This window comes from Sporosarcina cyprini (assembly GCF_022048975.1).
Lineage (GTDB): Bacteria > Bacillota > Bacilli > Bacillales_A > Planococcaceae > Sporosarcina > Sporosarcina cyprini.
The window spans coordinates 169,303-194,745 of sequence record NZ_JAKMHX010000030.1; the positions used below are offsets into that span (position 1 = coordinate 169,303).

Genomic DNA, 25,443 nt, shown 5'->3' on the forward strand with positions numbered 1-25,443 from the left:
GGAGTATACATCTATGAAATGGGATGAATTTTTCGTCACCGGCGAGCCGATGATCTACGCGGCGATGGTCTCGATAGTTCTTGTCTCCGTTGCGATCGTAGCAGGTCTCACCTATTTTAAAAAATGGGGTTACCTATGGCGCAATTGGTTGACGACTGTTGACCATAAAAAAATCGGTGTTATGTATATTATCGCGGCGCTACTTATGTTGTTCCGTGGCGGCGTTGATGCCCTGCTTATGCGGGCACAAACTGCGGTTCCGGAAAACGGACTGCTCGATGGACAGCATTACAATGAAATCTTTACAACACATGGAATTATTATGATTCTGTTTATGGCGATGCCATTCATCATCGGTTTGATGAACGTCGTCATCCCTCTTCAAATCGGGGCGCGCGACGTCGCATTCCCTCGTTTGAACGCAGTCAGCTTCTGGCTCTTCTTCTTTGGAGCGATGTTGCTGAACTTGTCTTTCGTCATCGGCGGTTCACCTGACGCAGGTTGGTCGGCTTACTTCCCGCTTGCGAGCACGGAATTCAGCCCGACTGTCGGTAATAACTATTACTCACTCTCCTTGCAAATTGCCGGGATTGGTACATTGATGACAGGTATTAACTTCCTCGTCACGATTTTGAAAATGCGTGCACCTGGCATGACATTAATGAAAATGCCAATGTTCACTTGGTCCATCTTGATCACTAGCGTTATCATCATCTTCGCGTTCCCTGTATTGACAGTTGCGCTTGCTTTAATGATGCTTGACCGTCAATTTGGAACTCAGTTTTTTGCGATGCAAAACGGCGGTATGGATATGCTTTGGGCGAACCTGTTCTGGGTATGGGGACATCCTGAAGTGTACATCGTTATTTTGCCAGCATTCGGTATTTACAGTGAAATCATTGCAACATTTGCACGTAAGAATCTGTATGGCTACAAGTCAATGGTTATCAGTATGGTCGCCATTTCCATGCTATCGTTCCTCGTATGGGTGCATCACTTCTATACAATGGGACATGGTGTCATGGTCAACAGCGTGTTCTCGATTACGACAATGGCAATTGCGATACCAACCGGGGTTAAGATTTTCAACTGGCTCTTTACATTGCGTAAAGGGAAAATCACTTTCTCTACTCCAATGCTATATGCCCTGGCGTTCATTCCGATTTTCACAATCGGTGGGGTAACCGGGGTTATGCTAGCCATGGCAAGTGCCGACTATCAATATCACAATACGATGTTCCTAGTCGCCCACTTCCATTATGTATTGATTCCAGGAACGGTGTTCGCAGTTATTGCAGGATACCACTACTGGTTCCCGAAAGTATTCGGTTTCCGCTTGAATGAAAAGCTTGGTAAATGGGCGTTCTGGTTCATTGCGATTTCATTCAACGTCACGTTCTTCCCTCTCTTTATCTTAGGACTGAACGGTATGACACGCCGGATGTACACATACTCGGAAAGCACAGGCTTCGGACCGCTTAATATGCTGTCCATGGTCGGAGCAGTCGGTTTAACAATCGGGTTTATCTTGCTTGTTTACAACATTTACTGGAGCACTCGTTATGCAAAGCGCGATACAACAGGCGATCCATGGGATGGACGTTCGCTTGAATGGAGCACGCCAAGCCCTGTGCCTGAATACAACTTTGCGAAAACACCTGTCGTTACTAAACTTGATGCGTTCTGGTTCTCGAAAAAGGAAAACACTCCATTGACTGATGATGGAGACTATGAGCCGATTCACATGCCGAACAACAACGGCCAGCCTTTCATCATGGGAGTCGCTTTCTTCTTCTTCGGATTCTTCATGGTGTTTAGCTGGTGGATCCCTGCTATCATCGCAGGTCTCGTCGTCCTTGGCACAATGGCCTACCGGACGTTTGAGCAGGATCATGGCCATCACATTTCGGTTGAGGAAATTGAACGGACTGAAAAAGCATTGCGAGGTGAACAGTCATGAAAATAGATCACGCTAAGCCTCTTGAATACAGTACAGAGGAAAACCGCCTGAAGATACTCGGGTTCTGGATTTTCCTCGGCGCGGAAATCGTCTTGTTCTCCACGTTGTTCGCCGTCTACTTCACACTTGTGAACCGGACGGGGAACGGCCCAGCCGGCAGTCATATCTTTGAATTGACACCGGTCATGGTAGAGACGATCGTGCTCCTCTCAAGTAGTTTCACAATCGGTCTCGGCATCCATGCGATGCGGATCGGAGCGAAGAAGGCAATGATGACGTTCTTCGGCATTACTCTTGTTCTCGGAGCCGTCTTCCTCGGCGTTGAAATTACAGAGTTTGTGACGTACGTACATGAAGGGGCAACCATCCAGACAAGCGCATTTTTGTCCAGCCTTTTCACATTGCTCGGAACACACGGAGCCCACGTTACATTCGGTCTCCTTTGGGGCAGCGCGATTTTATATCAAGTGAAAAAACGCGGCTTAACCCCTGAAACAGCGAACAAGTCATTCATCTTCTCCTTGTACTGGCACTTCTTAGACGTTGTCTGGATCTTCATCTTCAGCTTCGTCTACTTGAAAGGAATGATGTGATATGAAACAGCTATTTCCTATCCCGCATGTGATCGGATTTGTTTCTTCACTTCTCCTTTCACTGATTGCGCTCGTTGTTGTGAAGTTTGATCTGACTTTCGCTTCTGGCATGACTATCTTAGGCGTTACCGCATTGGTTCAAGCAGGCTTGCAGCTCTTCCTTTTCATGCATGTGAATGAAAATGAAGATAAGCGCTCTCTCATGACCAACATCGCCTATGCCCTCTTCGTCGGACTCGTTACTATTTTTGGTACGCTGTTCGCAATGTTGTGGGGATATAATATGATTTAACGAATTGGACCTGTTCATGTTGAACAGGTCCTTTTTGATATATATTTCTTATTCGAATAGAAAAATAGTTGGTGCCTTGTATTAGATTAGGATTTGAAGATTCTACATGTGTTCAAATTCAATTAATAGGACATATTTTCAAGTGAAATCCTGACAAGGTTAGCAATCAATTACTAGAAACCTCCCAATATAAAAAATAGAGTGACATTTTTCTATTCCATGATAATATATAACGATAGGAGGTGAAAAACTATGCAATCTTTTATCAAATTTAGTCAGTTTATTGGAAAGACATTTGCGATTTGGGTTTTAGTCTTTGCAGCGCTCGCATTTTTCATGCCAGCCCAGTTTGTAGGGCTTGGAAAATATATTTCCATCCTGCTAGGTATTGTCATGTTCGGCATGGGAATGACATTGACGTTAAAGGATTTTGGAGAAGTCATCCGCCAGCCGAAGAGCGTGCTGATCGGTGTCTTGTCTCAATTCATCGTTATGCCGCTGCTTGCATACGGCCTTGCGAAAGGTTTGAATTTGCCAGCAGAAATCGCTATTGGTGTCATATTGGTCGGCTCCTGTCCTGGAGGGACTGCTTCCAACGTCATGACTTTCTTAGCGAAAGGAAATACAGCATTGTCCGTAGCGGTTACTTCCGTTTCCACTTTGCTTGCCCCCATTCTTACACCCGCAATTATTTATGTTTTGGCGAGTGAGTGGCTTGAAGTATCGGCAGCCAATATGTTCATGTCTGTAGTAAAAATCGTCTTGTTCCCTATCGTACTCGGATTGATCGTTCAATTCTTCTTGAAGGAGCAGGCAAAAAAGAGTGTTGATATCATGCCACTTGTTTCCGTTATTGCAATCGTATTGATTGTGGCGGCTGTTGTCGCGGGAAGCAAGGAAAAAATAGTGGAATCAGGATTGCTCATTTTCGCGGTCGTCATCTTACATAATGGACTCGGTTACCTCTTCGGTTTCCTGATCGCCAAATTGTTCAAATTGGATTATCCGGACCAAAAAGCAATTTCCATCGAAGTCGGCATGCAAAACTCCGGGCTGGGAGCCGCACTCGCTGCTGCTCATTTTAGTCCGATCGCAGCAGTGCCAAGCGCCATCTTCAGCTTCTGGCACAATATTTCCGGGCCTTTGCTTGCAACTTATTGGGCAAGAAAATCAAAGAAATAAAACAAGCAGGCCAGTTTACAATGAACTGGCCTGCTTTATTAATTGTACCCTTTACTAAATACCGCCTCGCAGGACTTTTGCGTTCAGTAGGACGAAGTCTGCATACTCCCCTTTTTCCCTCTACTACCGTAGCAAGTATACTGCCTGTTGAAACTAGCACGCCTGCAATGCCAACCCCTATGACCCAAACACTCGGAATGAAAAAACCAACCGGAATGAGAACGACAAAAGTGAAAACGATAAAGGCTTGATAAATAGTTGAAATGATTCGAACGACGGTATGATCAAAGAAAGCCAAAATGAGTGGCGGTAAAAATAACGCGACAACCATTCCAATCGATATCAAGAGAAGGATGGGCTGGTCAAATGAAATTGTATTTGGCCCTGTTGGATATTTTGCCCCCAATAGGACAGCCGTTATGGCTAATGCAAGAGTTAAGCTCAACATCGATAGTCTTATTACCACTAGAAAAACCCCTTTACCTTGAAAGATTCCGCTTGTTCCCCCCACTGGGAAGCGGTTCAGCTATTTGTTTTTAGTTTATCAGTAGGAGCTATTATTCAAAACGAGCTAAGGGTGTAATCTTGGTAAGACCTGGGGCGTAGTGATAACTACTCTTCATTGAGATGTGATAATCTTTATTAATGATGCCTAATATATTCAATTGAAAGAAATACTTTTTCCCCTTATGTATTAGAAAGTGTAAATCGGATTTTATCCACTACAATCCGACGAACTTTATTCATTATAAACTTTTGACTCCAAGAATTATTTTCACTTTAGTTTTATCCTTCCTTCCGACTTTGAGTCCCTCCTTCGAATCTATGATTATAACTTTTTTTCCTACCCAAACTCTTACATAAATTGATTTGAAATGAATCGGGCGTTTTATTCCCTTCTCCTCAACTTCTGTTCCATCACATAGTTCTGTTTCTGTTCTTATTAACCATTTGTTTCCTATTCCTAATTCAATATACTTCATTTCCCATCCCCCTTCCCTTGTAGTTACTGGTATTGTAAACAAAGCTTGGACAGTCCCGAATTTCTCCAATAAAAAAGAGATGCGTCTGACTTAACGCAACTCATTATTACACTCGTATAGCTAAAATTCCACATAGAATGGCTGTTTGCTGCTATCAAGACAGTACTCAATCCTTTGCCGGAAGTTATCAATCGTGATCATTTGCAATGCCTGTTCGACCGGGAAAAACCCGACTTCCACACTTTCTGGTGAGGTGGTTAATTCACCACCGATCGGCTTTGCCAAAAACAGCGTATTGCAGATGGATTTTTGGACATTCTGAAATACCCCGCAGAATTGAATCACTTCAATCTCAATACCTGACTCCTCTTTCGTTTCCCTAATGGCAGCCTCCTTCAGCGACTCCCCCTCTTCTACGATGCCACCCGGCATTTCCCAACCCCTACGTGGTCCTTTAATTAATAATATTTCATTTTGTTCGTTCAGAACAATGGTCGCCGCAGAAACAAAATGTTTCGCAGGTGTATACGTTTTTGCTCCCATCATATTTTCCCCTCTCAAATAAAATGGTTCAAATAGTTCCACTCAGGACATTGGTGATTAACCTTCAACTTCCACTTTCGACTAGGTAGCACAGGCGCTCAACTCGCATTTATTGAAAATACTTTGTAAACTGATCAATTAGAGTCCAGACGAAGGAGCGGCCATGTGATACGAGGGAGATGAAACGACTCTTCTCCCCCGGTTATCAACATATTATGTAGTTGCCTGATTTGCTTCTCTCAGCGTGCTATCAACAAATTCATCAAACTTCTCTTCTTCCTCTGCAAACGGATAATGGTTGCTTTCGCTAAAGCTGGTGAAATAGGCATTCGGCATGCAATCCGCTATCTCCACGCCAAATTTATGTGGACATTGCGCATCATAAACACCTGAGTAAATAAAGGCAGGAATATGTACACTTTTCAATGACTCCCGGACATCATACGTTTTGCAGTCTACTTTTCGGAAGTATGACAATCGATCTCCTACGGTCCTTCCACTGTTCGGTTTCAACGTTGCGGCATCCATCTTCTCTTCAGAGTGAAAAGACATCAAATTCCATTCACGTCCCAACGAGCGTCTTTCTTCTAGAGGGACATCTTGCGTATCCAAGCGATCCATTATTTCTACAATCCGCTCAAAGTTCGGGTTTTCCCGGCAATAAATACTTCCAGGATCAGCAGCATATTCTTTACTGGCTGCAGCACCACCACAAATGATTTTCGTTAAGGATTCTTGTTTCATCGTCGCATAAACTAGCGCCAGCATCCCTCCCGTCGAATGTCCTGCAAATCCCCATTTTTTCAGCTGTAGCGCTTCACGAATTGCCTCCAGATCCAACACGGATTCTTCCATGCTGTACTGCTCTTCTGATTCCGCAGCTACTGATTTACCGGCTCCGCGTAAATTAATGAGAAAGACATGATAGTGAGCAGTAAAGGGATTCGCAAATGTATTCCCTTTTTCATTGTATTCACTATATAGGTGAGTCACAGCAAGAGGTTCTCCTTCTCCTTTTTCAAACAACTCAAAAGATCCTCTGCTTGTTTCGATAATTCGTTGCTTCCACATATGATAATCCCCCTTTTCCTTCCCATATTGTACCACTGGTAAGAAAATTATGTTAAATGATTTCACCGGAATAATAGCATTACAACTGTATTTTCATCAAAAAAAGAACCAAGCAATCCCATTCGCTTGGCTCTCATTGAATACATGCTAGAACGTGAATTCTTTTGAAGAAAAGGATATCCAATCATCTTCTTGCACAGTACATCGGGCGATTTTATTCTTCCCGATTTTCCCGCATTTTTCACATTGGTGAATTAGCTGATAGCCCTTTTTCGCTGAATAGTCCCATCCTATGGGTTTCATCAATCCAAGGCAATCACTCGCTCGATCTCCCGGCTTATGGTCAAGATGCTTCGAGTATAAGCAATAAGGACAATGATTTCGAAAGCTCCCGTTCGTTAAGGGATCAATCGTTGCTCCGCATTGCTCACAGATAAATCCTGTATTTTCTTCTTTCCGGCCCATGTACATTCCTCCAAGATGTTTTTTCATCTTTGGAGGCAGGGTTCCGTTTTGTTTTCCTACATTGTAGTTTCAGGCTTTCCGGGAGAAGGGACCTCTTCACCGCCTGGCTCTACCCGGCGATTACTGCTAGTTCCTGCTTCAACCAGGCGTATTCCATCCTGGCATCCGAACCACGGCTGCTTTTCAATTTGTCACAGCCACTGTGAGACGGACCTCTCCATCTCCCACTAGTTGGTGTTCTTCCTGGATCACTGACATCGGCAGTCGTCCCCTATGCTACACGGCCATTTCTTATTTGTATGAACAAACTCATCACTCCATATGCATTGGGATGTATTCCACACTATCGTAGCAGATACCCTTTCAATTAAACAGAGAATTTTCCTATTTCTTCTGTTCACTTTGTACTTTTTCCAGCAGCTCATCCATCGGCATCTGCCCCAAATCTCCTTCTTTACGTCTACGTACAGAGACAAGTTGTTTATCGACTTCCTGGTCTCCTACGATCAACATATATGGCACCTTTTGCTTTTCGGATTCTCTAATCTTCAAACCCATTTTTTCCGCTCGATCATCCACTTTGACCCGGATGCCCTCTTTTGCAAGCCTTTGTCGCACTTCGTTTGCATATTCAACATGCTGATCAGAGATGGGGACAATTCTCACTTGTTCCGGCGCCAGCCATACTGGAAAGTCTCCCCCATAATGTTCGACTAAGATGGCAAGGAAACGTTCAACTGACCCAAAGATAGCGCGATGAATGATGATCGGGTATTCAAGTTCATTTTGTTCATTTACATAGCGACAATTGAACTTCTCAGGCATTTGGAAATCTAGCTGGACTGTGCCGCATTGCCAGCTGCGTCCGAGCGAATCGAGTATATGGAAATCAATTTTCGGCCCATAGAACGCTCCGTCCGCTTCATTAATCCGATAATCCATGCCCCTCTGTTTGAGTACGGATTCCAACGATTGTTCAGCTTCGTTCCATAATTCCAGCGATCCCATATAATGATCCGGCCGAGTCGACAGTTCTACCTCATACTCGAAACCGAATTCTGAATACATCTCATGGACCATATCCAGCACTCTGTCGATTTCCTTTTCAATTTGATCCTTCCGGACGAAAAGATGGGCATCATCTTGCGTAAAGGCACGAACCCGCAACATTCCATTTAATGAACCGGATAACTCATGGCGATGAACTAATCCCAGTTCTGCATAGCGGATTGGCAATTCACGATAGCTTCTCCGTTTATGATTAAAAATGAGCATGGCTCCCGGACAATTCATTGGCTTCAAAGCATAGTGCTGCTCATCGACATTCGAAAAGTACATGTTTTCATGATAATGATCCCAGTGTCCCGATTGTTCCCATAGCTCCTGCTTCATCATAATCGGTGTTTTGATTTCCTCGTAGTCTGCTTCCTGGTGTTTTTGCTTCCAATATCGTTCCAACTCATTCCGGACAATCATCCCTTTCGGCAAATAAAACGGCATGCCCGGTGCTTCTTCTGACGCCATGAATAGCTCAAGCTCCTGTCCTAGTTTACGGTGATTCCTTTTTTCGATTTCCTGATTGACTGACATACTAATTCCTCCTATTTTGTATATAAATAAAAACCGCACTCCTCCCTAGATATAGGGACGAATGCGGTCGTGATACCACCCTGATTCCGCCGCAATTCACAAGGATGACGACGCTCAATTCGATAACGGTTTCCCGGTTGCAGTTTCACGCAAATCTCGCGATTCCCTGCAACAGCTTAAAGGCGGTAAATCATTTCTTCTTCTACAGGACTTCCAGCCGATGATCCTGTTCTCTGGCAAGATTCCAAAATGATTCATGTCCTTTTCATTGCTTTCTTATTCAAATAAAAAACCGCATTCTTTCCTTATGTAAGGGACGAATGCGGTCGTGGTGCCACCCTGTTTCCGCCATGCCAAAAAAGCATGACGCTCTAACGATAACGGTCTCCCGATCGCAGTTTCGCATAATTGCGGTTGCCTGCGATTGCTCAAAGGCGGTAAATCATTTGTTCCACTTCAGGACTTTCAGCCAATGGTCCTGTTCTCTGTCAAGCTTTCCAAATGATTCGTATCCTTTTCAATGCTTCCTGTTCAATTAAAAAACCGCATTCCTCCCCGTATAAAGGGACGAATGCGGTCGTGGTGCCACCCAATTTCCGACATGCTTAAAAAGCATGTCGCTCAAGCGATAACGGTCTCCCGAACATAGTTTCCCGCCAAGCGCGGTCCCCTATGATAGCTCAAAGGTGGTTAACCATTTCTTCCACTACAGAACTTTCAGCCAAGGTCCTGTTCTCTGGTAAAGCTTTTGAAATGATTCATGTCCTTTTCAACGCCGTACTATCTGATTGCTTTTTTGAATTATAGTAAATCGCAACATTTCTGTCAATAGGCATCATTCTTCGTTATGAAGTGTCTACATTCTACCATCCACCAATTCCCTATCGTATTTACATATCGAGGTTTCTTTCATTGTCGGCTCATTTCAAGTTATTACCTTCCATTTTTATTCACAATTATACCAATGCAATTGATTATTATTTTAGCGCTAAATCATTTATAATAACGGTAAGGCACAAAAGAGTGCCCAAAACGGAGGGAAATGAATTGAAAAAACTAGTATCGGCGCTACTTGCAGTAACAATCATCATGTCACCGATCGGCAGCACACTATTCAATGACCATGCGACAACTGTTGAGGCAAAAGGGTACAAGTCTGGCAAGAAAAGCTTCAACACAAACAACAACTCTTATAACAAACCAGCTAAAGTGGATAAGAAACAAGAAGACAATGCTTCCTTTAACAAACAAGCAAAGCCCGCTTCTTCAAAGGGAGGATTTTTCTCCGGCGGCTTAATGAGAGGATTGTTCGTGGGCGGTCTTGCGGGACTCTTATTCGGCAGTCTGTTTGCCAACATGGGGATCCTTGGCTCACTTCTTGGATTTATGATTAATATGTTGGCGATTGTCTTGATCATCAGCATCATCCGGAAAATTTTTGTTTCATTCAAAAAGCGGAAGGAAGAAGTAAATCCATGGCGGAGCTGACCATGTCGGAGCAGGATATCGTCAATGCCATCTGTCTATATGCGGCTAAAAATTATCCGGTCCAGCCGGTAGACGTTGAAGTGGAATTGGCATATGACGAAGAAGTATTCTCAGCTGAGGCTGTTATCCAAGGAGAAACCTTCTCACTTACGTCTTTTCAAATGATTCAAGCGATCCGGCTTTGGATCGAAGAAATGCTTCAAGAAGATCCCTTTGCCGCAGGCATTCGCCTTCTGTTTGATCGAAACGAAGGGATTATTGCATCTATACATTAAGCACTGACCCAATTAATCTGACCGATTAATTGGGTTTTTAATATCCCAGACGTCGATAGATTCTCAGCTTCTCCAGATTTTTCAGTTGCAATGCTTCACAAGTCAACTCTTCCAATGCCAGCTCAGTCACTTGGATGGGCTCCAAATCTTCTTCCCCTGCCCAGGCGGTATAGAATTCAATAACAAAACTGCGATTAACCGCTTCTTTTATATAGCTTAGCAAAGTGTTTAGGCACTTCTGATCGAGCTCATTCAAGATAGGCTTGTAGGTACCGAAATCTCCTATATTGGAATCCACTTCATACTGATAGGGATACGACAAATGGCCATGACCTTTACCATCTAAAAGTTTCACTGTAATGGACGCCTCATCTACTTCTGTCTCGTATGTCATATGCCCCTTTCTTGACTCCTTTTTCTCCTCGCCAAAAATCCCAGTATCCAACGGCGACTTTGAGCAAACATAATAAAACTGCGTCATTCTAATTCCACTCCTTTCTTTTTAGTTAAAGATTATCTACTTCTACATATGATATAATTTATCATAAAAATAAAGAAGGTGTGAAATTGTGAAAATTGGTATAATGACAGATATTCATGGGAATTCCTCTGCCTTGCATGCTGTTCTTGTAGAACTGGACAATCGCCTGGATATTGACCATATTTACTGTCTCGGGGATATGATTGGAATTGGGCCTGATTCAAACGAAGTACTGTATACTTTGTTCGAAAGAGATGATATCTCCATGGTCACTGGCAATCATGATGAAGCCGTATTAGCTCTGTTGACTGATAATGAATATCCATTAAGCCATTTACACGCTAGGGAGCATCATCAATGGATGGATGGACATTCCTTACTGTTTACACATTATCACATCGATCCAAACAAACTGACAGCCCCGATTAGCCAAGATCCATTTAGTCGAATCGTGGAGCCAAGTCTTTCTCATGTCGCTGCTTTGTTCAGGGACAACAAGGAAGCCTTGATCTGTTTTGGACATCACCACCCCGTCCACTTTTTCAGCAATGAAACGACAATTTATTTAAACCCTGGTTCTTTAGGATGCAATTCAAGACCAACGGCTCCTTATGCGATTGTGGAGATGACTCCCTTAAGAATCGAAGTTCACCTTGAAGAAGCTGTTTATGATAATACTACGTTTTTAGCTTCCTACGAAGAGTTACAAGTACCACAACGTGAATTTCTTCTCAGGGCTTTTCACGGGAATCAACTTAACCTATAGATACAACAAACTTGAACTTCATCATTATTCTATATTAGGAAACTACCCTTATGCATTTTTTTAATTGAAGCCGAAAAACATAAGGAAAAATGTGTTAAAATCAAATGAAGAATAAAGTATGCATTGAGGAAAGTGGATGTGAGTTAAATTGAAAAGAAGGATTCTTATTATTATTGGAATCATGATTCTTGCCATCCCATTATTTTGGATAGGTAATGTACTAACTCCACCACCTGATGATGAATCAGGAAATGGAAACCCAGCACTATTATTTTTCCCTATTCTTGCTTGTATGTTTGTATATCTAGTCTATTTAACGGTAACAATATGTAATCAGTTTAGTATGAGACCTGCTGTATATATTATAGGAATGACCGTTACGTTTATTCACGTGGTCGTTTCTTTTCTCTACCAAAGGAGTTCTTTCTTGAAGTACAAAACTCTTTTGGCGGAAACATACAAAAAAGAAGTTGGCCATATAGATTGGGGCTATATTGATACGATCACGTCGTTTATGTCGTTGCATGTTAACAGTCAATATTTCAATGTAAATAGCTATTTCATGTTTTTATCATTCGCTATATTTCTCGCTCAATTGATCGTTTATTATTATAAAAAGCAAGTGAAAAATATTTGAGTTAATGCAAAAGAACTGTTGGAGAAAAATTATATCTGTATATGAATACGTCAAAAAACACTCAGGAAACCCTGAGTGTTTTTAGCACTAAATTATGCTACCGTCATTTCTCGGCATATAGCTGCACATTTACTGCAAACGTCTGCACAGTGTTTGCAATGATCATGATCGTGTTTTGAACACTCGTCTGCACAGCGTTCACAAATCGTGGCGGAAAGTGATAGGATATCTTCGACAAACGGACTATTTCGTGAGATCGCTTGCGCAGTGTAAGCACAAATATCAGCGCATTCCCGATCAAGACGGATGCACCCCGCCATCATTTTAACATCGTCTTCCTTCAAACAGGCATCAAAACAACTGTTGCAAGCTTCCAAACATTCCAGACAAATCCGATAACATTCCGCATATTTAGATTCCATATGGTTCACCTCCGAGAAGTTTCATTTCTTCTCTTCCCTTAGAAGATCCATCCAAACCATATAGGAGTTAACCGTTTTTATTTTTCCAATCTTGTAAGTGTCATCACCGCCACGAGATGGGATGACTTTCCCATAGAACTGCACCCTTCATAAATCATTTGATCCTGTGTTTCTATATCGTAAAGAATAAGCTTGAATGCTACACAACTGCTTTAGCAAACCTTTTGCTTTAAAATTGGACACTGAAACGTTCGAAACGATGGATTCCTGTCCCATGACGAACCAAATCCTCTTCTTCCAGACGCTCCATTGCATTTTTTACTTCCTCCAGGATATCTGGTTCTAAGCCAATTGTATTGTGGCCGCCATAAATCTTTTTCACATTCGGAATACCTGACAATTTTTTTAATGATTGTACTAACACACCAGGATCGGTTGTAGGGAAAAACGCATAGACTGGTGTTTCATCATATAAAACATCCCCCGTGAATAAATACCCCCTACTTTCATCGAGAATGGAGATATGACCAGGTGAATGGCCAGGCGTATGGTATATAACCAAGTTCCGATTGCCAATATTCATTTCATCACCATCTTGCATTATACCTGCAGGGTTTCCTGTGAAAGGAGTGTATGTGTCCGGATTAAACGTGAATGGCACAGGAATTGTGATATCTCTTGCAACATCCTTTCTGATTTGCTCAATAGACAGCTTTTCAATTCCATTGATTAGCCAATCCTCTTCTTCCGCATGAACGTAAATTTCTTTATACTCCCCATGACTCCCGATATGATCCCAATGGACATGTGTAGTTAACACGACGATTGGCAAATCAGTAAGCTGATCGGTTATTCGTTTCATATTGTCAATACCAAGTCCCGTATCAATTAATGCAGCCTTGTCCTTTCCTAACAGCAAATAGGAATGGACTTTTTCCCAATGCCCATATTCACTAATCGCAAATGTCTCTTCATCGATTTGAGTGACTGTAAACCATGAATCTTGTATTCTCCTCATCCTCATACCCCTTTTCTATATATTAACTTCCATAGTATATCTAGTTGTCACCTAACAACATACCACAATACGAACATACGTTCAATTCAGCTTCAAATTTAATATTCTTTCATTGAATCAAAGCCAATATATCCTCATAGAATGGTTCAAACATTTCAGATAACAAATAAAGGAGGCAAGGAAAATGGAAACCATCTTAGAAACAATTGTGGACTGGCTATGGGGGTTGCCACTGATTTTTACCGTGTTATTCGTTGGTCTTTACTTTACAATTGGCAGTAAGTTCTTTCAGTTCGGCTACCTACCGCATATTTTCAAAGCAACGTTCGGCAGGTTATTTTCGAAGAAGGATAGTAACAAAGAAAAAGGGATATTAACCCCATTCCAGGCAGTGAGTACGGCGATTGGCGGAAGCGTGGGAGTCGGAAATATTGGCGGGGTGGCCACAGCGATAGCGGTTGGCGGCCCGGGAGCGGTATTTTGGATGTGGGTAACTGCCTTTCTAGGAATGATGACGAAAACTGTAGAAGTTTCACTAGCTGTCCATTATAGAAGCACAGATGAAAAAGGAAATCCTTATGGCGGACCCACGTATTATATGGAAAAGGGATTAGGCGAGGAAAAGAAATTCAAATATTGGAAAATACCTGCTTTCCTTTTTGGTTTCGGGATTTTTACAACATTTTTCATTACACTTCAGAACTATACTGTATCCGAAGCAGTCAGCTCTACTTTTAAAATCGGGATGATACCTTCGTCGTTCATTTACGTCACTCTTATTTATGTCATTATTTATGGTGGCATTAAGAGAATCGGAGAAATTGCCTCTAAGCTTATTCCTTTTATGAGTATCTTTTATATTTTGGCATCGCTTTTTATCATTTTTAAGAATTTCTCCGAAATTGGTCCGGTATTTGGCCTAATTTTTGAGAGTGCATTTTCAGGCATGGCTGCGGTTGGCGGCTTCACAGGAGCAGTTATCGCTCAAGTGATCCGGATGGGCGTTGCGCGCGCAGTCTATAGTAACGAAGCTGGCTGGGGTACTTCACCGATGATCCATTCAACGGCAAAAACTAACCATCCGATCAAGCAAGGGATGTGGGGAGCGATTGAAGTTTTCATCGACACGATTGTCATTTGTTCGATGACTGCTTTCACCATTATTATTACAGGTGCTTGGTCGTCGGGTCTTGATGGAGCCGCTCTGACTTTATCCGCTTTTGAAACTGGAATCGGAGAATCTGGACGGATGATTCTAACCCTTTGCATCTTTTTATTCGGTTTAACAACTACGACCGGCTGGTATACGTATTATGAAATCATCTTGCGTCATCTTTTCGGTGGCGTAAGCAAGATCAAAACGAAAAATAAGACACTCAACTTCTATAAATGGCTCTATCCGATACCTGGACTTCTAATGGTCGTTTATGCAGTCGCTTATGACCTTCCAGGTAAAGCCGTCTGGTATTTCGCAGATATTACGACAGCCATCCCGACTTTCATCAACCTTGTCATATTGCTAATCCTAAGCAAAAAGTTCTTCGCCTTATTGCGGGACTATAAAGCGAGACACCTAAACATCGGAACGGTCGATCCTAACTTTCATGTCTTCTATGAGGATAAATTGAAAAAGAAATAAGGCGGATTCCTGCATTCTCACAATCTGAGCAGCTCACAAGGTATAATAGTGAAAATGCCAGAATCGGAGATGAATTATGCCTACAATCGACAATATGCTCGCCATTCTATGGTTGCTGCGTTCAGGTGAGAAAATCACAGCGCAACAAATTGCCGAGAAACTGGAGCTGAATATAAGAACGGTCTATCGCTATATCGATACCCTTTCGACAAGTGGCGTGCCAATCGTGTCTGAACCTGGTCACCACGGCGGCTATAGCCTATTAGATCATTTTAAGGAAGCGCCTCTTTTTTTCGATGCTGAAGAGCAAACTTCCCTCATCCATGCGGCTCGCTTTGCCCAAGAAGCGGGCTACTATGGCGGGGACTCGCTCCAAAGAGCGATGGAAAAGCTCCGCAACTATGTGAATGAAAAACAGGAAAAACATATTAACATTCACGCTTCCACTCTGGAAGTCATGAAGGGACACGGCTCCCACTCAATCGAATCATCTTTAAAGGATTTGGAAACAGCTGTTGCGAAATGCTTATCGATAGCCATTCAATATCCTGTCAGAGATAACGGACAGCCATTAGATCGCATGATTGACCCGTACAAAGTCATCTTTTGGAATTCAAGATGGTACGTCATCGGATTTTGCCATCTGCGGCAAGAGAACCGCAGTTTTCGGGTTGATCGGCTAATCAGCTTAACGGTCACCGATCATTCATTCAGTGTGCCGCAAGACTTTTCTCCGCAAGATTTTTTTATGGAAAACCTTCTGCCGGCATTACCGAGTGAAGGAATCGAGACTTTTTGCATTGAAGGAAAGCCAAAAGTGATAGACGATCTTTGCAGGCATTGGTTTTTAAATCATTACTTACAAAAACGGGAGGATGGCCACGCAGTCTTCCTTCTGGATAAAGAGATGATTAATACTTTTGTGCCTTACCTTCTTTTACCGTACGGCACATCAATACGAGTGATTGCTCCGAAAAGTTTACAGAAAAAATTAATTGAGGTTCTAAGCGAATTACTTCATTTCCATCAATCTTCTTCACTTCCCTGACGGCAGCTGTCAGGGAAGTTTTTATATAATGGGCCATATCAACTGGAATTGGAGTGTTTATTATGGAAACGAAAAGTGCATTTTTGTATGTATTTGACTCGATGTCTGACTGGGAATACGGGTATTTGATTGCTGAATTGAACTCAGGAAGATTTTTTAAAAAGGGTATGGACCCCATGAAAGTCAGGACAATCGGATTATCAAAAGAAACGATTAAGACGATGGGCGGCTTGGTAATTAAGCCAGATTTCACACTAGATGAATGTACTTTTAGAAGCCAGGATTTGATTATTCTACCTGGCGGCAATACGTGGGGAGAAGCAATCCATCTGCCGATGTTAGATAAAGCTACGGAAGCTGCAGAGCAGGGTGCTCTACTGGCGGCGATTTGCGGAGCGACTATAGGACTTGCAGATATCGGTTACTTCGACACGAGAAGACATACAAGCAATGACCTGGCTTATTTAACAATGGTCAGCCCCCAGTATAAAGGTGAAATGTATTTCGAGAACGAAAGCGTAGTTTCAAGCGAAAACCTGATAACCGCTTCGGGGATTGCCCCTTTGGAATTCGCCAGAGAGGTTCTGTTGTCATTGGATGTCTTTCAGACCGATACATTGACTGCATGGTATGATTTAAACAAAACCCAGCAGCCGGAGTACTTTTTTCAGCTAATGAATACAATAGGATGAAACCAAAAAAGCCTCGCGGCAGGAAAACGCGGGCTTTTATTCGTTTTGCGAATCTTGAATCATCCATTCCACAGCACTCGGTAAGTCAGGAAAAACAGCATCCGCAAGCGGATCAGATTGGCCGAGGAACACACCTTTCGTTCCAGCTTTTTTGCCAGCCATGACATCAGTGTCCGTATCTCCGACCATATAGGATTTCGACAAGTCGACTTGATATCGGTTAGCCAAATCCTCGATCAGCTTGCTGTTCGGCTTGCGGCAAGCACACCCGGATTTTGGCTTATGCGGGCAGTATGCTACATCGTGGACAATAGCTCCTTTTTTCCGCAACTCTTCTATCATATGGTCGTGAATCGCCTGGAGCTGAGTTTCTTTCATAAAACCGAGGCCGACACCACCTTGATTCGTCACGACAAAAATATAGTCAAAATGAGCATTCAGCTTTTTTATAGCTGCCGGTACGCCGGGTAGGAAGTAAAAATCACGAGGACGGTTAACAAATTTGACCCGGTCGGTGAGCACTTCATTGATGACTCCATCCCGATCTAAAAAAACCGCATTTTTCATTTGGTTCCCTCCTTGATATTATCCGGAAAGCTCCGTTTTTAATGAATCATTCATTCTAGTTTACATAATAATATTATTATACTTCACACAATTCAAGTTCATATTTTACTTCCGCATTGTTCTTCAGCAACATTTCTTCGTTGATAGCATCGCCTGTTCTTTTATCGACCGTTTTCCGCCAAATTTCGTTCCGCCGATAATTTTTGCCATCTTGTTGATAAAAGGCATGCGCTTTTTCAACAATATGATAGGAAAAGTCTAATTCAACATTGGAATAAATGGCTCCCTTTAAATGACGATCTGTCAGCCACAATTTAATTTGAAATGTATTCTCCGTCTCATTTTTAAAACGCAGATCTACATAATTATAAAAAACGCTCGCCCCGCTGCCGAATGGCAATACACGACCTTCGTCCGGAAATGGATCGAAGCTATGATGATGTCTTTCCACAACAGTGAGCGGCGTATGCAGTGCCATCCAATACAATAAGTTGGCAAGCTGACAAACGCCTCCGCCGATTCCGGTTTTCACTTCGCCTCTCGAGAGTTGCATCCCCTCAATATAGCCTTTCGCCTTCGTTGCGCGTCCAACAACTCGCCAAAACGAAAACACTTCTCCCGGTCGTATAAGGATTCCATCAATAGCATCGGAAGCAATTTTAAGATTAACCACTTTATTCTCCTGCAGCTGTGGATCGCTGCTGCCGAGCTTTCGCCGCAATAACGATTGGTGCTTCTTGCAAGTAAACAGATACGTGCTTTGCTCTTTTTTAGTAGCAAACTGTTTCCTGTCTCTCCAATTAGCCAGCCCCCGGAACAGCCGCTTTTGTTCAATGCGAGCATGATAAAAAAATGGATGTATTTCAGATAGCCTCATTGACATTCTCCCCTTAACAGATCTTATCCATTCCTATTCGCTAGATGTGGGAAGGATTCCTTGTTATGAGAAAAATGTTGTTCTTATACATCTTTATTTAGAAAGTATAAAAATATTTAGCGGAACTGCTTCCTTTCAATAAACCAAGCATTCAGTTCCCAGCGATAAATGGTGTTTGATGAAAATAGGTCTTCTTTTCAATCTGTTCCACAAGAAAACGGGCAATATCCCTGTTTGAAATTTTGCTGCCTGGCATATCGATCAGATTTTTTCGTATTTCACCTTGTTCCGGTCCTTCATAGACAAAAGGTAACCGGAAAAGTGTCCATGCTAAATCGGATTGTTTTAACATGTCATGTTCCTTCCGTTTATCTACCATCATCTTTGAGAATAAAATCTCAAATACCCCTGCTCCAAATCGATTAATGAGGTTTTTACGGTCTCCAACTAGTGTAAGAGAACCACCTGTCACGCCAATATACCTTTGAATGCCTTGCTCCTTCATCTGAGATAGAATCAGTTTTGTAACTTCACTATAGAGCGGCATCGCTCTAACAGGCTGTCCAAATGTATTTATGACTGTATCGCAGTTCTGAATTGTCTCTTCGATCGACTCGGCATTTAATGCATCACCAACAATCAATTCTACTCCTTCCAGATGCTTATGCACGCGCTCCGGATCCCGTACAAGCATCCTTACACGATAGCCTCTTTCCAACCCAGTTTCCGCTATGTATTTCCCCACTTTTCCTGTTCCGCCGATTACGGCAATACGTCGCTGTACCATTCAAAATCCCCCTTTTCACTCTAGACTTTTAGAAAAACCGGAGCTCCTCACTACATATCCGTTTGTTTTGTAGAAAGCATGAGCCGCCAATCGTTCATCCCGGTTTCCGCTATTCAAAGTAATACTATTGCAATTATTATTTCTAGCCCATTCTTCGATCGATTGCAACAAAATGGTGCCTACGCCTAGCTTCCTCACTTTCGAGTCAACGACAAAGGCTAGAATTCTTACATAACTGCCATCCCTTTCAAATTGAAACATGCGGCAAACACCTGCAAAGCCAATCACTTTTCCCTCATTGACTGCTACAAAGGAATGATAGGCTTCCTGTTCACCTAGAAGGTTAAAGCGCTCTTCAATTTCCTGCAAAGAACTTGGATAGCCTAACTGTTCGAAAAGCTGAACAAGCGCTTTATAATCCTGTCTAGCTAAGTTTCGCACTTCAACTTCCATCTACAATTCCCCCCTTGAATCATATAGTTACTGCTCGATATTAGAAGCAGTTAGTCATCCCATGAATCGTGATGATTGTTGGCACATGGTTAGTATCCATAGTTCTAGCTTTGCTCATTAACAAAGCCCCTTTGATTTGATCATAACCAAAGGGGCCAGCTACTTCCATTATTATTGTATTGTTTAGAAGTTTATTCTTATTTGGAGTGCTCAATTATTCCAGTGACTGCCCGTATGCCAGAGTGCTCATGTATTCCAGACTGCCCGTTTCTACCTACCACTGATTTGTTGACCAAGCTTACCCATTCCCTATTCCAATGGCTGTTATTGAGAATGAAAATGTTCAATGCATTGCATTTTGTATTATTCTTCGACAGCAACAAGCCTGCCGGATTGCAGTGCATTCATCTGTTCCGAAAGTTGAACTGTGCACAACGCGAGTTCTTCCTTCGTTTTACTTTCGACATAGAACGGCTCCCCGAAAGTTATTGTTGCTTTCCTCACTTTCAGCAGTTCCCGAATGGTTCGAGGACCTTCGTATATTGCAGGGACAACCGGCACCTTTGCGAGACTAGCGATGGTGATCGCTCCCCGCTTCAATGCGACATCTTCAGTTGTTCGAGTGCCCCCGGGGAAAATACCAACCACTTCTCCACTTTTTAATAATTTCACTGGAATTTTGATGCTACTCGGGGAAGGATTCTCTCGGTTCACCGGAAAGGCGTTCAGTTTTCTCAGGAAAGCGGATAGGAGCTTGATGTGAAAGAGTTCTTGTTTCGCCATGAAATGTATGGGTCTTGGCAAGCACACTGCCAATATGACAACGTCCAGCCACCCGGTATGGGTACAAGTTACAATATAGCCTCCTTTAGAAGGAAGGAAATTCTTATTTCTCACTTCATATTTTCCTAACACTCCTAATAGAAGCTTTGCAATCCTTGAAACAACAGCATACATATATAATCACCTTTTTATTATCTTGTTATATTACTAGGTACTAATTATAGAGTAATAGAGCTGTTTATTCCAGTTAAAGCAAGGTTTCCTCTTTCTAACGCTTTTATAGATCAACTTGTAGGATTATAAATACAAAAACTATGTTAAAGTTATTGGGAGATATTGAATAACAGATCATCTGTTGTGGTATCTTGTCTGTTAAATAATTATTGTACATGAATCGATTTTCGCAAGTCTCCTAAAAGTGGGTACATACTATCCCCACCTTCCACCGGATATCGAAAAGTAATTGCCAGTACGTGTTCATCAACCTCATAAGCAATAAATCCTTTTATCGGATAATCAAAAAACTGCATTTTTCCATTCAACGCATTTTCTTCTGTTGGTGTGTCTTCCAAATCAAAACTTTCGTCGTATCCTTCTGTTTCAAACCGTTCCTGAAGGTTCGAGACAGCATTTTCGAGAGTTGTGTGCTCTATAATTTCTAAAGAAATGTGGTAATTAGCATCATCAATTGAATAAGTAATTTGGTTTTGCTTCACTTCAGGGACACCGAACATTTCATCCAATCGATAAGAAATGGCATAAGGCTGAATTTCATAATTAATTACTTTGACTTCCTGGTCCCTACCTTCAACATTTCTAATTAGGGTTTCGGTGGATCCTGTTTGAGGCTCCATGTTAGATTGATTGTCCTCCATCACATCTTTTGAATTCGATTGATTTTTATTGTTTTCGGATTCTTTTTCAACTTCTTGTTCAGCATCATTCGTATCATCGTTCATTTGATTATTAGTTGTTTGACTTCCCTCGTTACTACATGCCGTTAATAATCCAATTATCGCAATAACACCTAGCAACTTTTTCACCATTTGTCTCCAACCCCTTTATGTTTAAAATAGTACTTTATAGTAGACAATCTTCTATTCCTTAATTAATCACTTGCTGTATCGTTTGCCATATTACTCACCCCTAATCCTGCACAATTGCTGTACCACAGGAATACAACACTCTCTAACTAAATTACTGCATTTCGTATTTTAGTTTACGTGTCGCAATCTTTTTCTTAACATAATATTAATTAGGATATTATTAGATAATAGGACGATGTCAGCACACCACTTCCTTTATCATAGCCGATACAAGCTGTATAAATTCCTACTATTTAATTTTTAGTCACAATCAAATCGCAAGATATAAGAGTGAGCTTGCTATCCGCAAAAGTAGTTTATCCAACCTCCCTCATATTTTTTTCAGATGGTAAAGAAAAAGAGTTGAAAATCGATTCAATTTCCAACTCTTTTTCTGACTATATGGCTTTGGCAATTGCAATGAATAAGTTGAATTGTTTACTGTACAGGAATCCCAATCCAAACCAGTCATCGTCTCTTTCCGATTAGCAATGTAATTTGGGCCATTGTGAAGGTCAATGATGACTTTTTTCGATAGGCGACATACTTGGATTCCCAAAAATCCGCATATTTAATAGAAGTGTTCAAGTAATTCCGAACGAACCCCCCTAGTGAAAAGCCCTTCACCGCTCTCCCTTGCAACTATGCGATTTGGAGCAGTTCTCTCTTGCTTGAAAGAAGCTGAAGGCATGCAGTGCATTTAAGGATAAATTTGCTAGAGAATTACGACCATTTGCCGCCTTCTTGGTATATTGTAATTTCCTTTTAGATAAGCATTGTGAGATTGCCAATAAGGAACTCTTCTTTCATCAAGTGCCTTCAGTCCACTTCTTCTTTTCTAGCCAATTACTCCGTTTCTACCGTGTTTCCGTCTCTACTAAGCAGAATACTTTTCATTGCAATACGCAATAATATTAACCATGAATTGCAAAAGATCATCAATTTTTTGCTTTTTCGATTTAGCATATCCCGTTCTCCTGCCTTCCCGAAGGCTGATCACTTCGTTAATAAGGGGATGCCATCTTTCTGGAACGTGATCACAAGCATATGTGCATGCTTTGATCTTTGAAGTGACAGCTCGTTCTTGTAACGTATAAAATTGACGCAACACACCTGGAACAGTCCAAAGCAACTCCTTTTCAATAAATCGATTCGGCAAGAAAACAGCGACTCTTTTATATTTCTTCAACGTATTGATTCGCCCAGCCCAATATCGGTTCATATTCTGGAGTATAAAAGTAGTCAACTCACTTTCTTCTACTTTTATGGAGAACGAAGAAATGTCCGGGCCTGTCACACGGATGCCCTTGTTCTTCAACATCCACCATGTGACTGGATTCATCTCATGCTTGCTGCGCATAGTATTACCACCATTAACATAAAGGCAATCGCTTATATGATCCGAATTTCGACCGACTTCATTCTTTAGAACATAACTGCCATCCATCTCTATCGTATGTTTCCGTTTTAATTCTTGATGGATGTGGCTGATTGCTTGTACTTCCTCATCCCCTAATGGTTTGTTGACCACCGCCATGAAGTCAATATCGCTGGAACCTTCTTGATAGGCATCAAATGCAATTGAACCATGTATATACAAACCAACGAACGTTTCAGGTAATTTTTGTAGGAATAAAGCTAGGTAGTGGTCTAATATGTGCTGTACAGGTTTTGTTATTCTAGTATCCAAAAATATCCCCTACTCTCATGTCTCTTAAAAAGCAAGGATAATTAAGAGACCTTTGCTTCATCATGTAAACTTCATTTTACTGCCTCAAATGTAAAGGTTTGATCGTATCTCTTAGGCATGGTTCCATATTGATAATCTGCCGACACCACTACATCTGTAAAACCGATACTTTGTAAAATAAGCCTGAATTCCTCCACTCCATACCAACGGATCGCAAAACGTTGCAACTCCGTTTGCATTAAGTCGCCGTTACGCCATTTTTCATATCGTAAATAGGACACTTTGCTCTGTCGAAACAAATCTGCTTCAATTAATTTTTCTTCCATCGTGATCGTGTCACCATTGGGTAAGGAAAACGTGGAATTTGCTACTACCTACCAATCTTTTCAAACTGTGCTTCCGGAAGAAACAGATCAAGGATCAATCTGCCGCCCGGTTCCAGATGTCCATACAAGCTTTTTAATACCTCTATAGCTTCATTCCGTTCTTCAATCAATTGAAAAGAACCAGCAGGAATCAGAATGGCCTCATATTGTTGCGTTAATGATAGCTCTTTTATATCAGCTTCATATAAGACAGGAGTCAGCCCTCGTTCCAAGCATCTCTCACGGCAGGACAACAGCATATCGGCTGAATAATCTACACCTTCCACATGATAACCCGCCTCTAAAAGGGGGATTAAAAAGCGTCCTGAACCAACCATCGCTTCCAAAATCGGACCTTTGCAGCTTTTTAGCCTCTCTATATAATAGGGAATCTCTTCACCAAACGAATGGCCGACCGGCTTTGTGATATCGTACACTTCTGTACAAAGTTCTCCATAATAGCTAAAAGACATTTTATGACCTCCCATTTTGAATCATAATAATAGCTAGTTTTTTTGCTTCCTATCAATGATGATTCATAGTCTACAATTTTACTATAATAAGAACACTCTAACATATTTAACCATCAAATACATCTCATGACAGGTCAACTCTACTATTCGCAACGCTTCAAATTTGACAAAAATATTTATTTATGCTATAATTTACAAAAATATAATAGATGTGTATAATTAGATTCTCCTGGCCAGGGGAATCTTTTTTTATTGGGGAGGATAATGTATTTGGAGAATCAACAAGCAAGCTTTACTTCCGTCTTGACAGCTTTCGGACGTGCCTACCACAGTCGTTTCGATACACCGAAAATTTTTGATGACTTTCTTGTTAATGACTTGATCGCTGAGAAAGAATTTGAGGAGATTAGCCGCAACATGGTAAATGGTATTGATTTTTTCAATCCATCCATTAAAGAAAAATATCAAAACTGTCCCGATAAAATCCTTCGTTGGATCAATCATTTACAATTGGCTCCTACATCAGTTGGCCGCTCGGCTTATTGCGAACAAGTCTTGCACAATGAGATTCTATTGGGCACCACTCAGTATGTAATTTTAGGTGCCGGCTTGGATACGTATAGTTTTCGCCATTCAGATGTAAGCAACTTAGATATCTATGAGGTTGATCATCCCGCTACACAAGAATCCAAAAAGTTAAGGATTCAGAAAGCCGGTTGGTCCATACCAAGCCACTTGCATTTTGTTCCAATGGATTTCAGTGAGGGATATGATTGTAAAGGTCTTTTAGAGTCTAGTTTCTCACCTGATAAAAAAACCTTTTTCAGTCTGCTGGGAGTATCCTACTATCTGAAGAAAGAGGAAATTGCTGAATTGCTGAAAGCGTTATTTGCTGATGTTCCAGCAGGCAGTTCGATTGTTTTTGATTATGCTGATGAACAGCTGTTTAGGGAAAAAGGAAGATCAAATCGAGTACAGCAGATGGTCCAGCTGGCTTCTGCCACAGGCGAACCAATGAAGTCATGCTTTTCGTTCGAGGAATTAGAGCGGTTACTGGAGGAAACAGGTTTATTAATTTATGAACACTTATCTCCAGTCGACATTCAAGAGCAATTTTTTGAAAACAGATCCGATGAATTGTCCGCATTCGAAACAATCCATTATGTACATGCCGAGAAACGATAAGTTTTTCCGGAAGCCAACCGCCTGATATTTCAG

Annotated in this window: 28 protein-coding genes, 1 pseudogene and 1 other annotated feature; of the genes and pseudogenes, 12 read left to right on the forward strand and 17 right to left on the reverse strand. The window is 41.7% G+C overall.

Going from position 1 to position 25,443, the window contains the following annotated elements; genetic code table 11:
* Positions 1–13 precede the first annotated feature (13 nt).
* From qoxB to L7D49_RS13310, 4 genes are all read left to right on the forward strand, one after another.
* Complete coding sequence (gene qoxB / locus L7D49_RS13295; RefSeq protein WP_238081603.1) at positions 14–1,960, forward strand: cytochrome aa3 quinol oxidase subunit I; 1,947 nt, start codon at positions 14–16, stop codon at positions 1,958–1,960.
* Entirely contained in the window at positions 1,957–2,553 is a 597-nt protein-coding gene (gene qoxC / locus L7D49_RS13300; protein WP_238081605.1) for a cytochrome aa3 quinol oxidase subunit III, read from the forward strand. The genes qoxB and qoxC overlap by 4 nt, the downstream gene beginning before the upstream one ends.
* Before the next feature lies 1 nt (position 2,554).
* Positions 2,555–2,845, forward strand: a complete 291-nt coding sequence (gene qoxD, locus L7D49_RS13305) for a cytochrome aa3 quinol oxidase subunit IV (protein ID WP_238081607.1) — start codon at positions 2,555–2,557, stop codon at positions 2,843–2,845.
* Between the two features lie 252 nt (positions 2,846–3,097).
* Positions 3,098–4,027 carry a bile acid:sodium symporter family protein gene (locus tag L7D49_RS13310; protein ID WP_238081609.1) on the forward strand — a complete coding sequence of 310 codons (930 nt, stop codon included), beginning with the start codon at positions 3,098–3,100 and terminating at the stop codon, positions 4,025–4,027.
* Here the strand turns inward: L7D49_RS13310 and L7D49_RS20370 are convergent.
* The 6 genes from L7D49_RS20370 to thrS all read right to left on the reverse strand — a co-directional run bounded on the left by L7D49_RS20370 (position 3,960) and on the right by thrS (position 8,679).
* Positions 3,960–4,493: a hypothetical protein gene (locus L7D49_RS20370; protein WP_336246394.1), complete on the reverse strand. Its 534-nt coding sequence runs from the start codon at positions 4,491–4,493 to the stop codon at positions 3,960–3,962. The two genes, L7D49_RS13310 and L7D49_RS20370, sit on opposite strands and share 68 nt — an antisense overlap.
* Before the next feature lie 280 nt (positions 4,494–4,773).
* Positions 4,774–5,010, reverse strand: coding sequence for a DUF3977 family protein (locus L7D49_RS13320; protein WP_238081611.1), 237 nt, complete (start codon positions 5,008–5,010; stop codon positions 4,774–4,776).
* 120 nt (positions 5,011–5,130) lie between these two features.
* On the reverse strand, positions 5,131–5,556 hold the full coding sequence (locus L7D49_RS13325) for an NUDIX hydrolase (RefSeq protein WP_238081614.1): 426 nt from the start codon (positions 5,554–5,556) through the stop codon (positions 5,131–5,133).
* Positions 5,557–5,766: 210 nt separating this feature from the next.
* On the reverse strand, positions 5,767–6,624 hold the full coding sequence (locus L7D49_RS13330; RefSeq protein WP_238081616.1) for an alpha/beta fold hydrolase: 858 nt from the start codon (positions 6,622–6,624) through the stop codon (positions 5,767–5,769).
* Between the two features lie 147 nt (positions 6,625–6,771).
* The gene (locus L7D49_RS13335) at positions 6,772–7,089 is read right to left on the reverse strand and encodes an RNHCP domain-containing protein (protein WP_238081618.1); all 318 of its coding nucleotides are present in this window, start codon (positions 7,087–7,089) and stop codon (positions 6,772–6,774) included.
* 76 nt (positions 7,090–7,165) lie between these two features.
* Positions 7,166–7,337: a sequence feature (16S ribosomal RNA rRNA prediction is too short), on the reverse strand.
* 136 nt (positions 7,338–7,473) lie between these two features.
* Complete coding sequence (gene thrS, locus L7D49_RS13340; RefSeq protein WP_238081620.1) at positions 7,474–8,679, reverse strand: threonine--tRNA ligase; 1,206 nt, start codon at positions 8,677–8,679, stop codon at positions 7,474–7,476.
* Positions 8,680–9,726: 1,047 nt separating this feature from the next.
* Between thrS and L7D49_RS13345 the strand changes: the two genes are divergently transcribed.
* Positions 9,727–10,167: a hypothetical protein gene (locus L7D49_RS13345; protein WP_238081622.1), complete on the forward strand. Its 441-nt coding sequence runs from the start codon at positions 9,727–9,729 to the stop codon at positions 10,165–10,167.
* Entirely contained in the window at positions 10,155–10,442 is a 288-nt protein-coding gene (locus L7D49_RS13350) for a DUF2653 family protein (protein ID WP_238081624.1), read from the forward strand. The genes L7D49_RS13345 and L7D49_RS13350 overlap by 13 nt, the downstream gene beginning before the upstream one ends.
* A 37-nt stretch (positions 10,443–10,479) precedes the next feature.
* Here L7D49_RS13350 and L7D49_RS13355 read toward each other — a convergent pair whose 3' ends face one another.
* The gene (locus tag L7D49_RS13355) at positions 10,480–10,923 is read right to left on the reverse strand and encodes a hypothetical protein (RefSeq protein WP_238081627.1); all 444 of its coding nucleotides are present in this window, start codon (positions 10,921–10,923) and stop codon (positions 10,480–10,482) included.
* Positions 10,924–11,011: 88 nt separating this feature from the next.
* On the opposite strand from L7D49_RS13355, the gene L7D49_RS13360 reads away from it, so the two are divergent.
* Positions 11,012–11,689: a metallophosphoesterase family protein gene (locus tag L7D49_RS13360; protein WP_238081629.1), complete on the forward strand. Its 678-nt coding sequence runs from the start codon at positions 11,012–11,014 to the stop codon at positions 11,687–11,689.
* Positions 11,690–12,116: 427 nt separating this feature from the next.
* Entirely contained in the window at positions 12,117–12,326 is a 210-nt protein-coding gene (locus L7D49_RS13365) for a hypothetical protein (RefSeq protein WP_238081631.1), read from the forward strand.
* 92 nt (positions 12,327–12,418) lie between these two features.
* Here L7D49_RS13365 and L7D49_RS13370 read toward each other — a convergent pair whose 3' ends face one another.
* Positions 12,419–12,748, reverse strand: a complete 330-nt coding sequence (locus tag L7D49_RS13370) for a four-helix bundle copper-binding protein (RefSeq protein ID WP_238081633.1) — start codon at positions 12,746–12,748, stop codon at positions 12,419–12,421.
* Between the two features lie 229 nt (positions 12,749–12,977).
* Positions 12,978–13,766, reverse strand: coding sequence for an MBL fold metallo-hydrolase (locus L7D49_RS13375; RefSeq protein WP_238081635.1), 789 nt, complete (start codon positions 13,764–13,766; stop codon positions 12,978–12,980).
* Between the two features lie 184 nt (positions 13,767–13,950).
* Here L7D49_RS13375 and L7D49_RS13380 point away from each other — a divergent pair, with 184 nt between their 5' ends.
* The 3 genes from L7D49_RS13380 to L7D49_RS13390 all read left to right on the forward strand — a co-directional run bounded on the left by L7D49_RS13380 (position 13,951) and on the right by L7D49_RS13390 (position 17,145).
* Positions 13,951–15,405, forward strand: coding sequence for an alanine/glycine:cation symporter family protein (locus tag L7D49_RS13380; RefSeq protein ID WP_238081637.1), 1,455 nt, complete (start codon positions 13,951–13,953; stop codon positions 15,403–15,405).
* Positions 15,406–15,481: 76 nt separating this feature from the next.
* Positions 15,482–16,453, forward strand: coding sequence for a helix-turn-helix transcriptional regulator (locus tag L7D49_RS13385; protein ID WP_238081639.1), 972 nt, complete (start codon positions 15,482–15,484; stop codon positions 16,451–16,453).
* Between the two features lie 62 nt (positions 16,454–16,515).
* Positions 16,516–17,145: a type 1 glutamine amidotransferase family protein gene (locus L7D49_RS13390; protein WP_238081641.1), complete on the forward strand. Its 630-nt coding sequence runs from the start codon at positions 16,516–16,518 to the stop codon at positions 17,143–17,145.
* A 36-nt stretch (positions 17,146–17,181) separates the two neighbouring features.
* Here the strand turns inward: L7D49_RS13390 and L7D49_RS13395 are convergent, their stop codons facing one another.
* The 8 genes and pseudogenes from L7D49_RS13395 to L7D49_RS13430 all read right to left on the reverse strand — a co-directional run bounded on the left by L7D49_RS13395 (position 17,182) and on the right by L7D49_RS13430 (position 24,225).
* Complete coding sequence (locus L7D49_RS13395) at positions 17,182–17,712, reverse strand: D-glycero-alpha-D-manno-heptose-1,7-bisphosphate 7-phosphatase (protein WP_238081643.1); 531 nt, start codon at positions 17,710–17,712, stop codon at positions 17,182–17,184.
* A gap of 76 nt (positions 17,713–17,788) precedes the next feature.
* Positions 17,789–18,589 (reverse strand): VanW family protein, encoded by an 801-nt coding sequence (locus tag L7D49_RS13400; protein ID WP_238081644.1) that lies wholly within the window; start codon positions 18,587–18,589, stop codon positions 17,789–17,791.
* A 151-nt stretch (positions 18,590–18,740) separates the two neighbouring features.
* On the reverse strand, positions 18,741–19,376 hold the full coding sequence (locus tag L7D49_RS13405; RefSeq protein ID WP_238081646.1) for an NAD(P)-dependent oxidoreductase: 636 nt from the start codon (positions 19,374–19,376) through the stop codon (positions 18,741–18,743).
* A gap of 15 nt (positions 19,377–19,391) precedes the next feature.
* Positions 19,392–19,829, reverse strand: coding sequence for a GNAT family N-acetyltransferase (locus L7D49_RS13410; protein WP_238081648.1), 438 nt, complete (start codon positions 19,827–19,829; stop codon positions 19,392–19,394).
* A 363-nt stretch (positions 19,830–20,192) separates the two neighbouring features.
* Positions 20,193–20,786 (reverse strand): lysophospholipid acyltransferase family protein, encoded by a 594-nt coding sequence (locus L7D49_RS13415; protein ID WP_238081650.1) that lies wholly within the window; start codon positions 20,784–20,786, stop codon positions 20,193–20,195.
* A 206-nt stretch (positions 20,787–20,992) separates the two neighbouring features.
* Positions 20,993–21,658, reverse strand: coding sequence for a hypothetical protein (locus tag L7D49_RS13420; protein ID WP_238081653.1), 666 nt, complete (start codon positions 21,656–21,658; stop codon positions 20,993–20,995).
* A gap of 916 nt (positions 21,659–22,574) precedes the next feature.
* Positions 22,575–23,387 carry an aminoglycoside adenylyltransferase domain-containing protein gene (locus tag L7D49_RS13425; protein ID WP_238081655.1) on the reverse strand — a complete coding sequence of 271 codons (813 nt, stop codon included), beginning with the start codon at positions 23,385–23,387 and terminating at the stop codon, positions 22,575–22,577.
* A gap of 71 nt (positions 23,388–23,458) precedes the next feature.
* A pseudogene (locus L7D49_RS13430) lies at positions 23,459–24,225 on the reverse strand (class I SAM-dependent methyltransferase).
* Positions 24,226–24,495: 270 nt separating this feature from the next.
* On the opposite strand from L7D49_RS13430, the gene L7D49_RS13435 reads away from it, so the two are divergent.
* Positions 24,496–25,410, forward strand: a complete 915-nt coding sequence (locus L7D49_RS13435; RefSeq protein WP_238081657.1) for a class I SAM-dependent methyltransferase — start codon at positions 24,496–24,498, stop codon at positions 25,408–25,410.
* The last annotated feature ends 33 nt before the right edge of the window (positions 25,411–25,443 follow it).

Bases quoted from the DNA above. Each gene is read 5' to 3' on its own strand.
- qoxC (WP_238081605.1), top strand. From the start codon at position 1,957: ATGAAAATAGATCACGCTAAGCCTCTTGAATACAGTACAGAGGAAAAC.
- qoxB (WP_238081603.1), top strand. From the start codon at position 14: ATGAAATGGGATGAATTTTTCGTCACCGGCGAGCCGATGATCTACGCG.
- L7D49_RS13390 (WP_238081641.1), top strand. From the start codon at position 16,516: ATGGAAACGAAAAGTGCATTTTTGTATGTATTTGACTCGATGTCTGAC.
- L7D49_RS13410 (WP_238081648.1), bottom strand. From the start codon at position 19,829: ATGGAAGTTGAAGTGCGAAACTTAGCTAGACAGGATTATAAAGCGCTT.
- thrS (WP_238081620.1), bottom strand. From the start codon at position 8,679: ATGTCAGTCAATCAGGAAATCGAAAAAAGGAATCACCGTAAACTAGGA.
- L7D49_RS13370 (WP_238081633.1), bottom strand. From the start codon at position 12,748: ATGGAATCTAAATATGCGGAATGTTATCGGATTTGTCTGGAATGTTTG.
- L7D49_RS13395 (WP_238081643.1), bottom strand. From the start codon at position 17,712: ATGAAAAATGCGGTTTTTTTAGATCGGGATGGAGTCATCAATGAAGTG.
- L7D49_RS13380 (WP_238081637.1), top strand. From the start codon at position 13,951: ATGGAAACCATCTTAGAAACAATTGTGGACTGGCTATGGGGGTTGCCA.
- L7D49_RS13375 (WP_238081635.1), bottom strand. From the start codon at position 13,766: ATGAGGAGAATACAAGATTCATGGTTTACAGTCACTCAAATCGATGAA.
- L7D49_RS13350 (WP_238081624.1), top strand. From the start codon at position 10,155: ATGGCGGAGCTGACCATGTCGGAGCAGGATATCGTCAATGCCATCTGT.
- L7D49_RS13310 (WP_238081609.1), top strand. From the start codon at position 3,098: ATGCAATCTTTTATCAAATTTAGTCAGTTTATTGGAAAGACATTTGCG.
- L7D49_RS13330 (WP_238081616.1), bottom strand. From the start codon at position 6,624: ATGTGGAAGCAACGAATTATCGAAACAAGCAGAGGATCTTTTGAGTTG.
- qoxD (WP_238081607.1), top strand. From the start codon at position 2,555: ATGAAACAGCTATTTCCTATCCCGCATGTGATCGGATTTGTTTCTTCA.
- L7D49_RS13400 (WP_238081644.1), bottom strand. From the start codon at position 18,589: ATGAGGCTATCTGAAATACATCCATTTTTTTATCATGCTCGCATTGAA.
- L7D49_RS13405 (WP_238081646.1), bottom strand. From the start codon at position 19,376: ATGGTACAGCGACGTATTGCCGTAATCGGCGGAACAGGAAAAGTGGGG.
- L7D49_RS13385 (WP_238081639.1), top strand. From the start codon at position 15,482: ATGCCTACAATCGACAATATGCTCGCCATTCTATGGTTGCTGCGTTCA.
- L7D49_RS13355 (WP_238081627.1), bottom strand. From the start codon at position 10,923: ATGACGCAGTTTTATTATGTTTGCTCAAAGTCGCCGTTGGATACTGGG.
- L7D49_RS13325 (WP_238081614.1), bottom strand. From the start codon at position 5,556: ATGATGGGAGCAAAAACGTATACACCTGCGAAACATTTTGTTTCTGCG.
- L7D49_RS13420 (WP_238081653.1), bottom strand. From the start codon at position 21,658: ATGGTGAAAAAGTTGCTAGGTGTTATTGCGATAATTGGATTATTAACG.
- L7D49_RS13320 (WP_238081611.1), bottom strand. From the start codon at position 5,010: ATGAAGTATATTGAATTAGGAATAGGAAACAAATGGTTAATAAGAACA.
- L7D49_RS13415 (WP_238081650.1), bottom strand. From the start codon at position 20,786: ATGTATGCTGTTGTTTCAAGGATTGCAAAGCTTCTATTAGGAGTGTTA.
- L7D49_RS13335 (WP_238081618.1), bottom strand. From the start codon at position 7,089: ATGGGCCGGAAAGAAGAAAATACAGGATTTATCTGTGAGCAATGCGGA.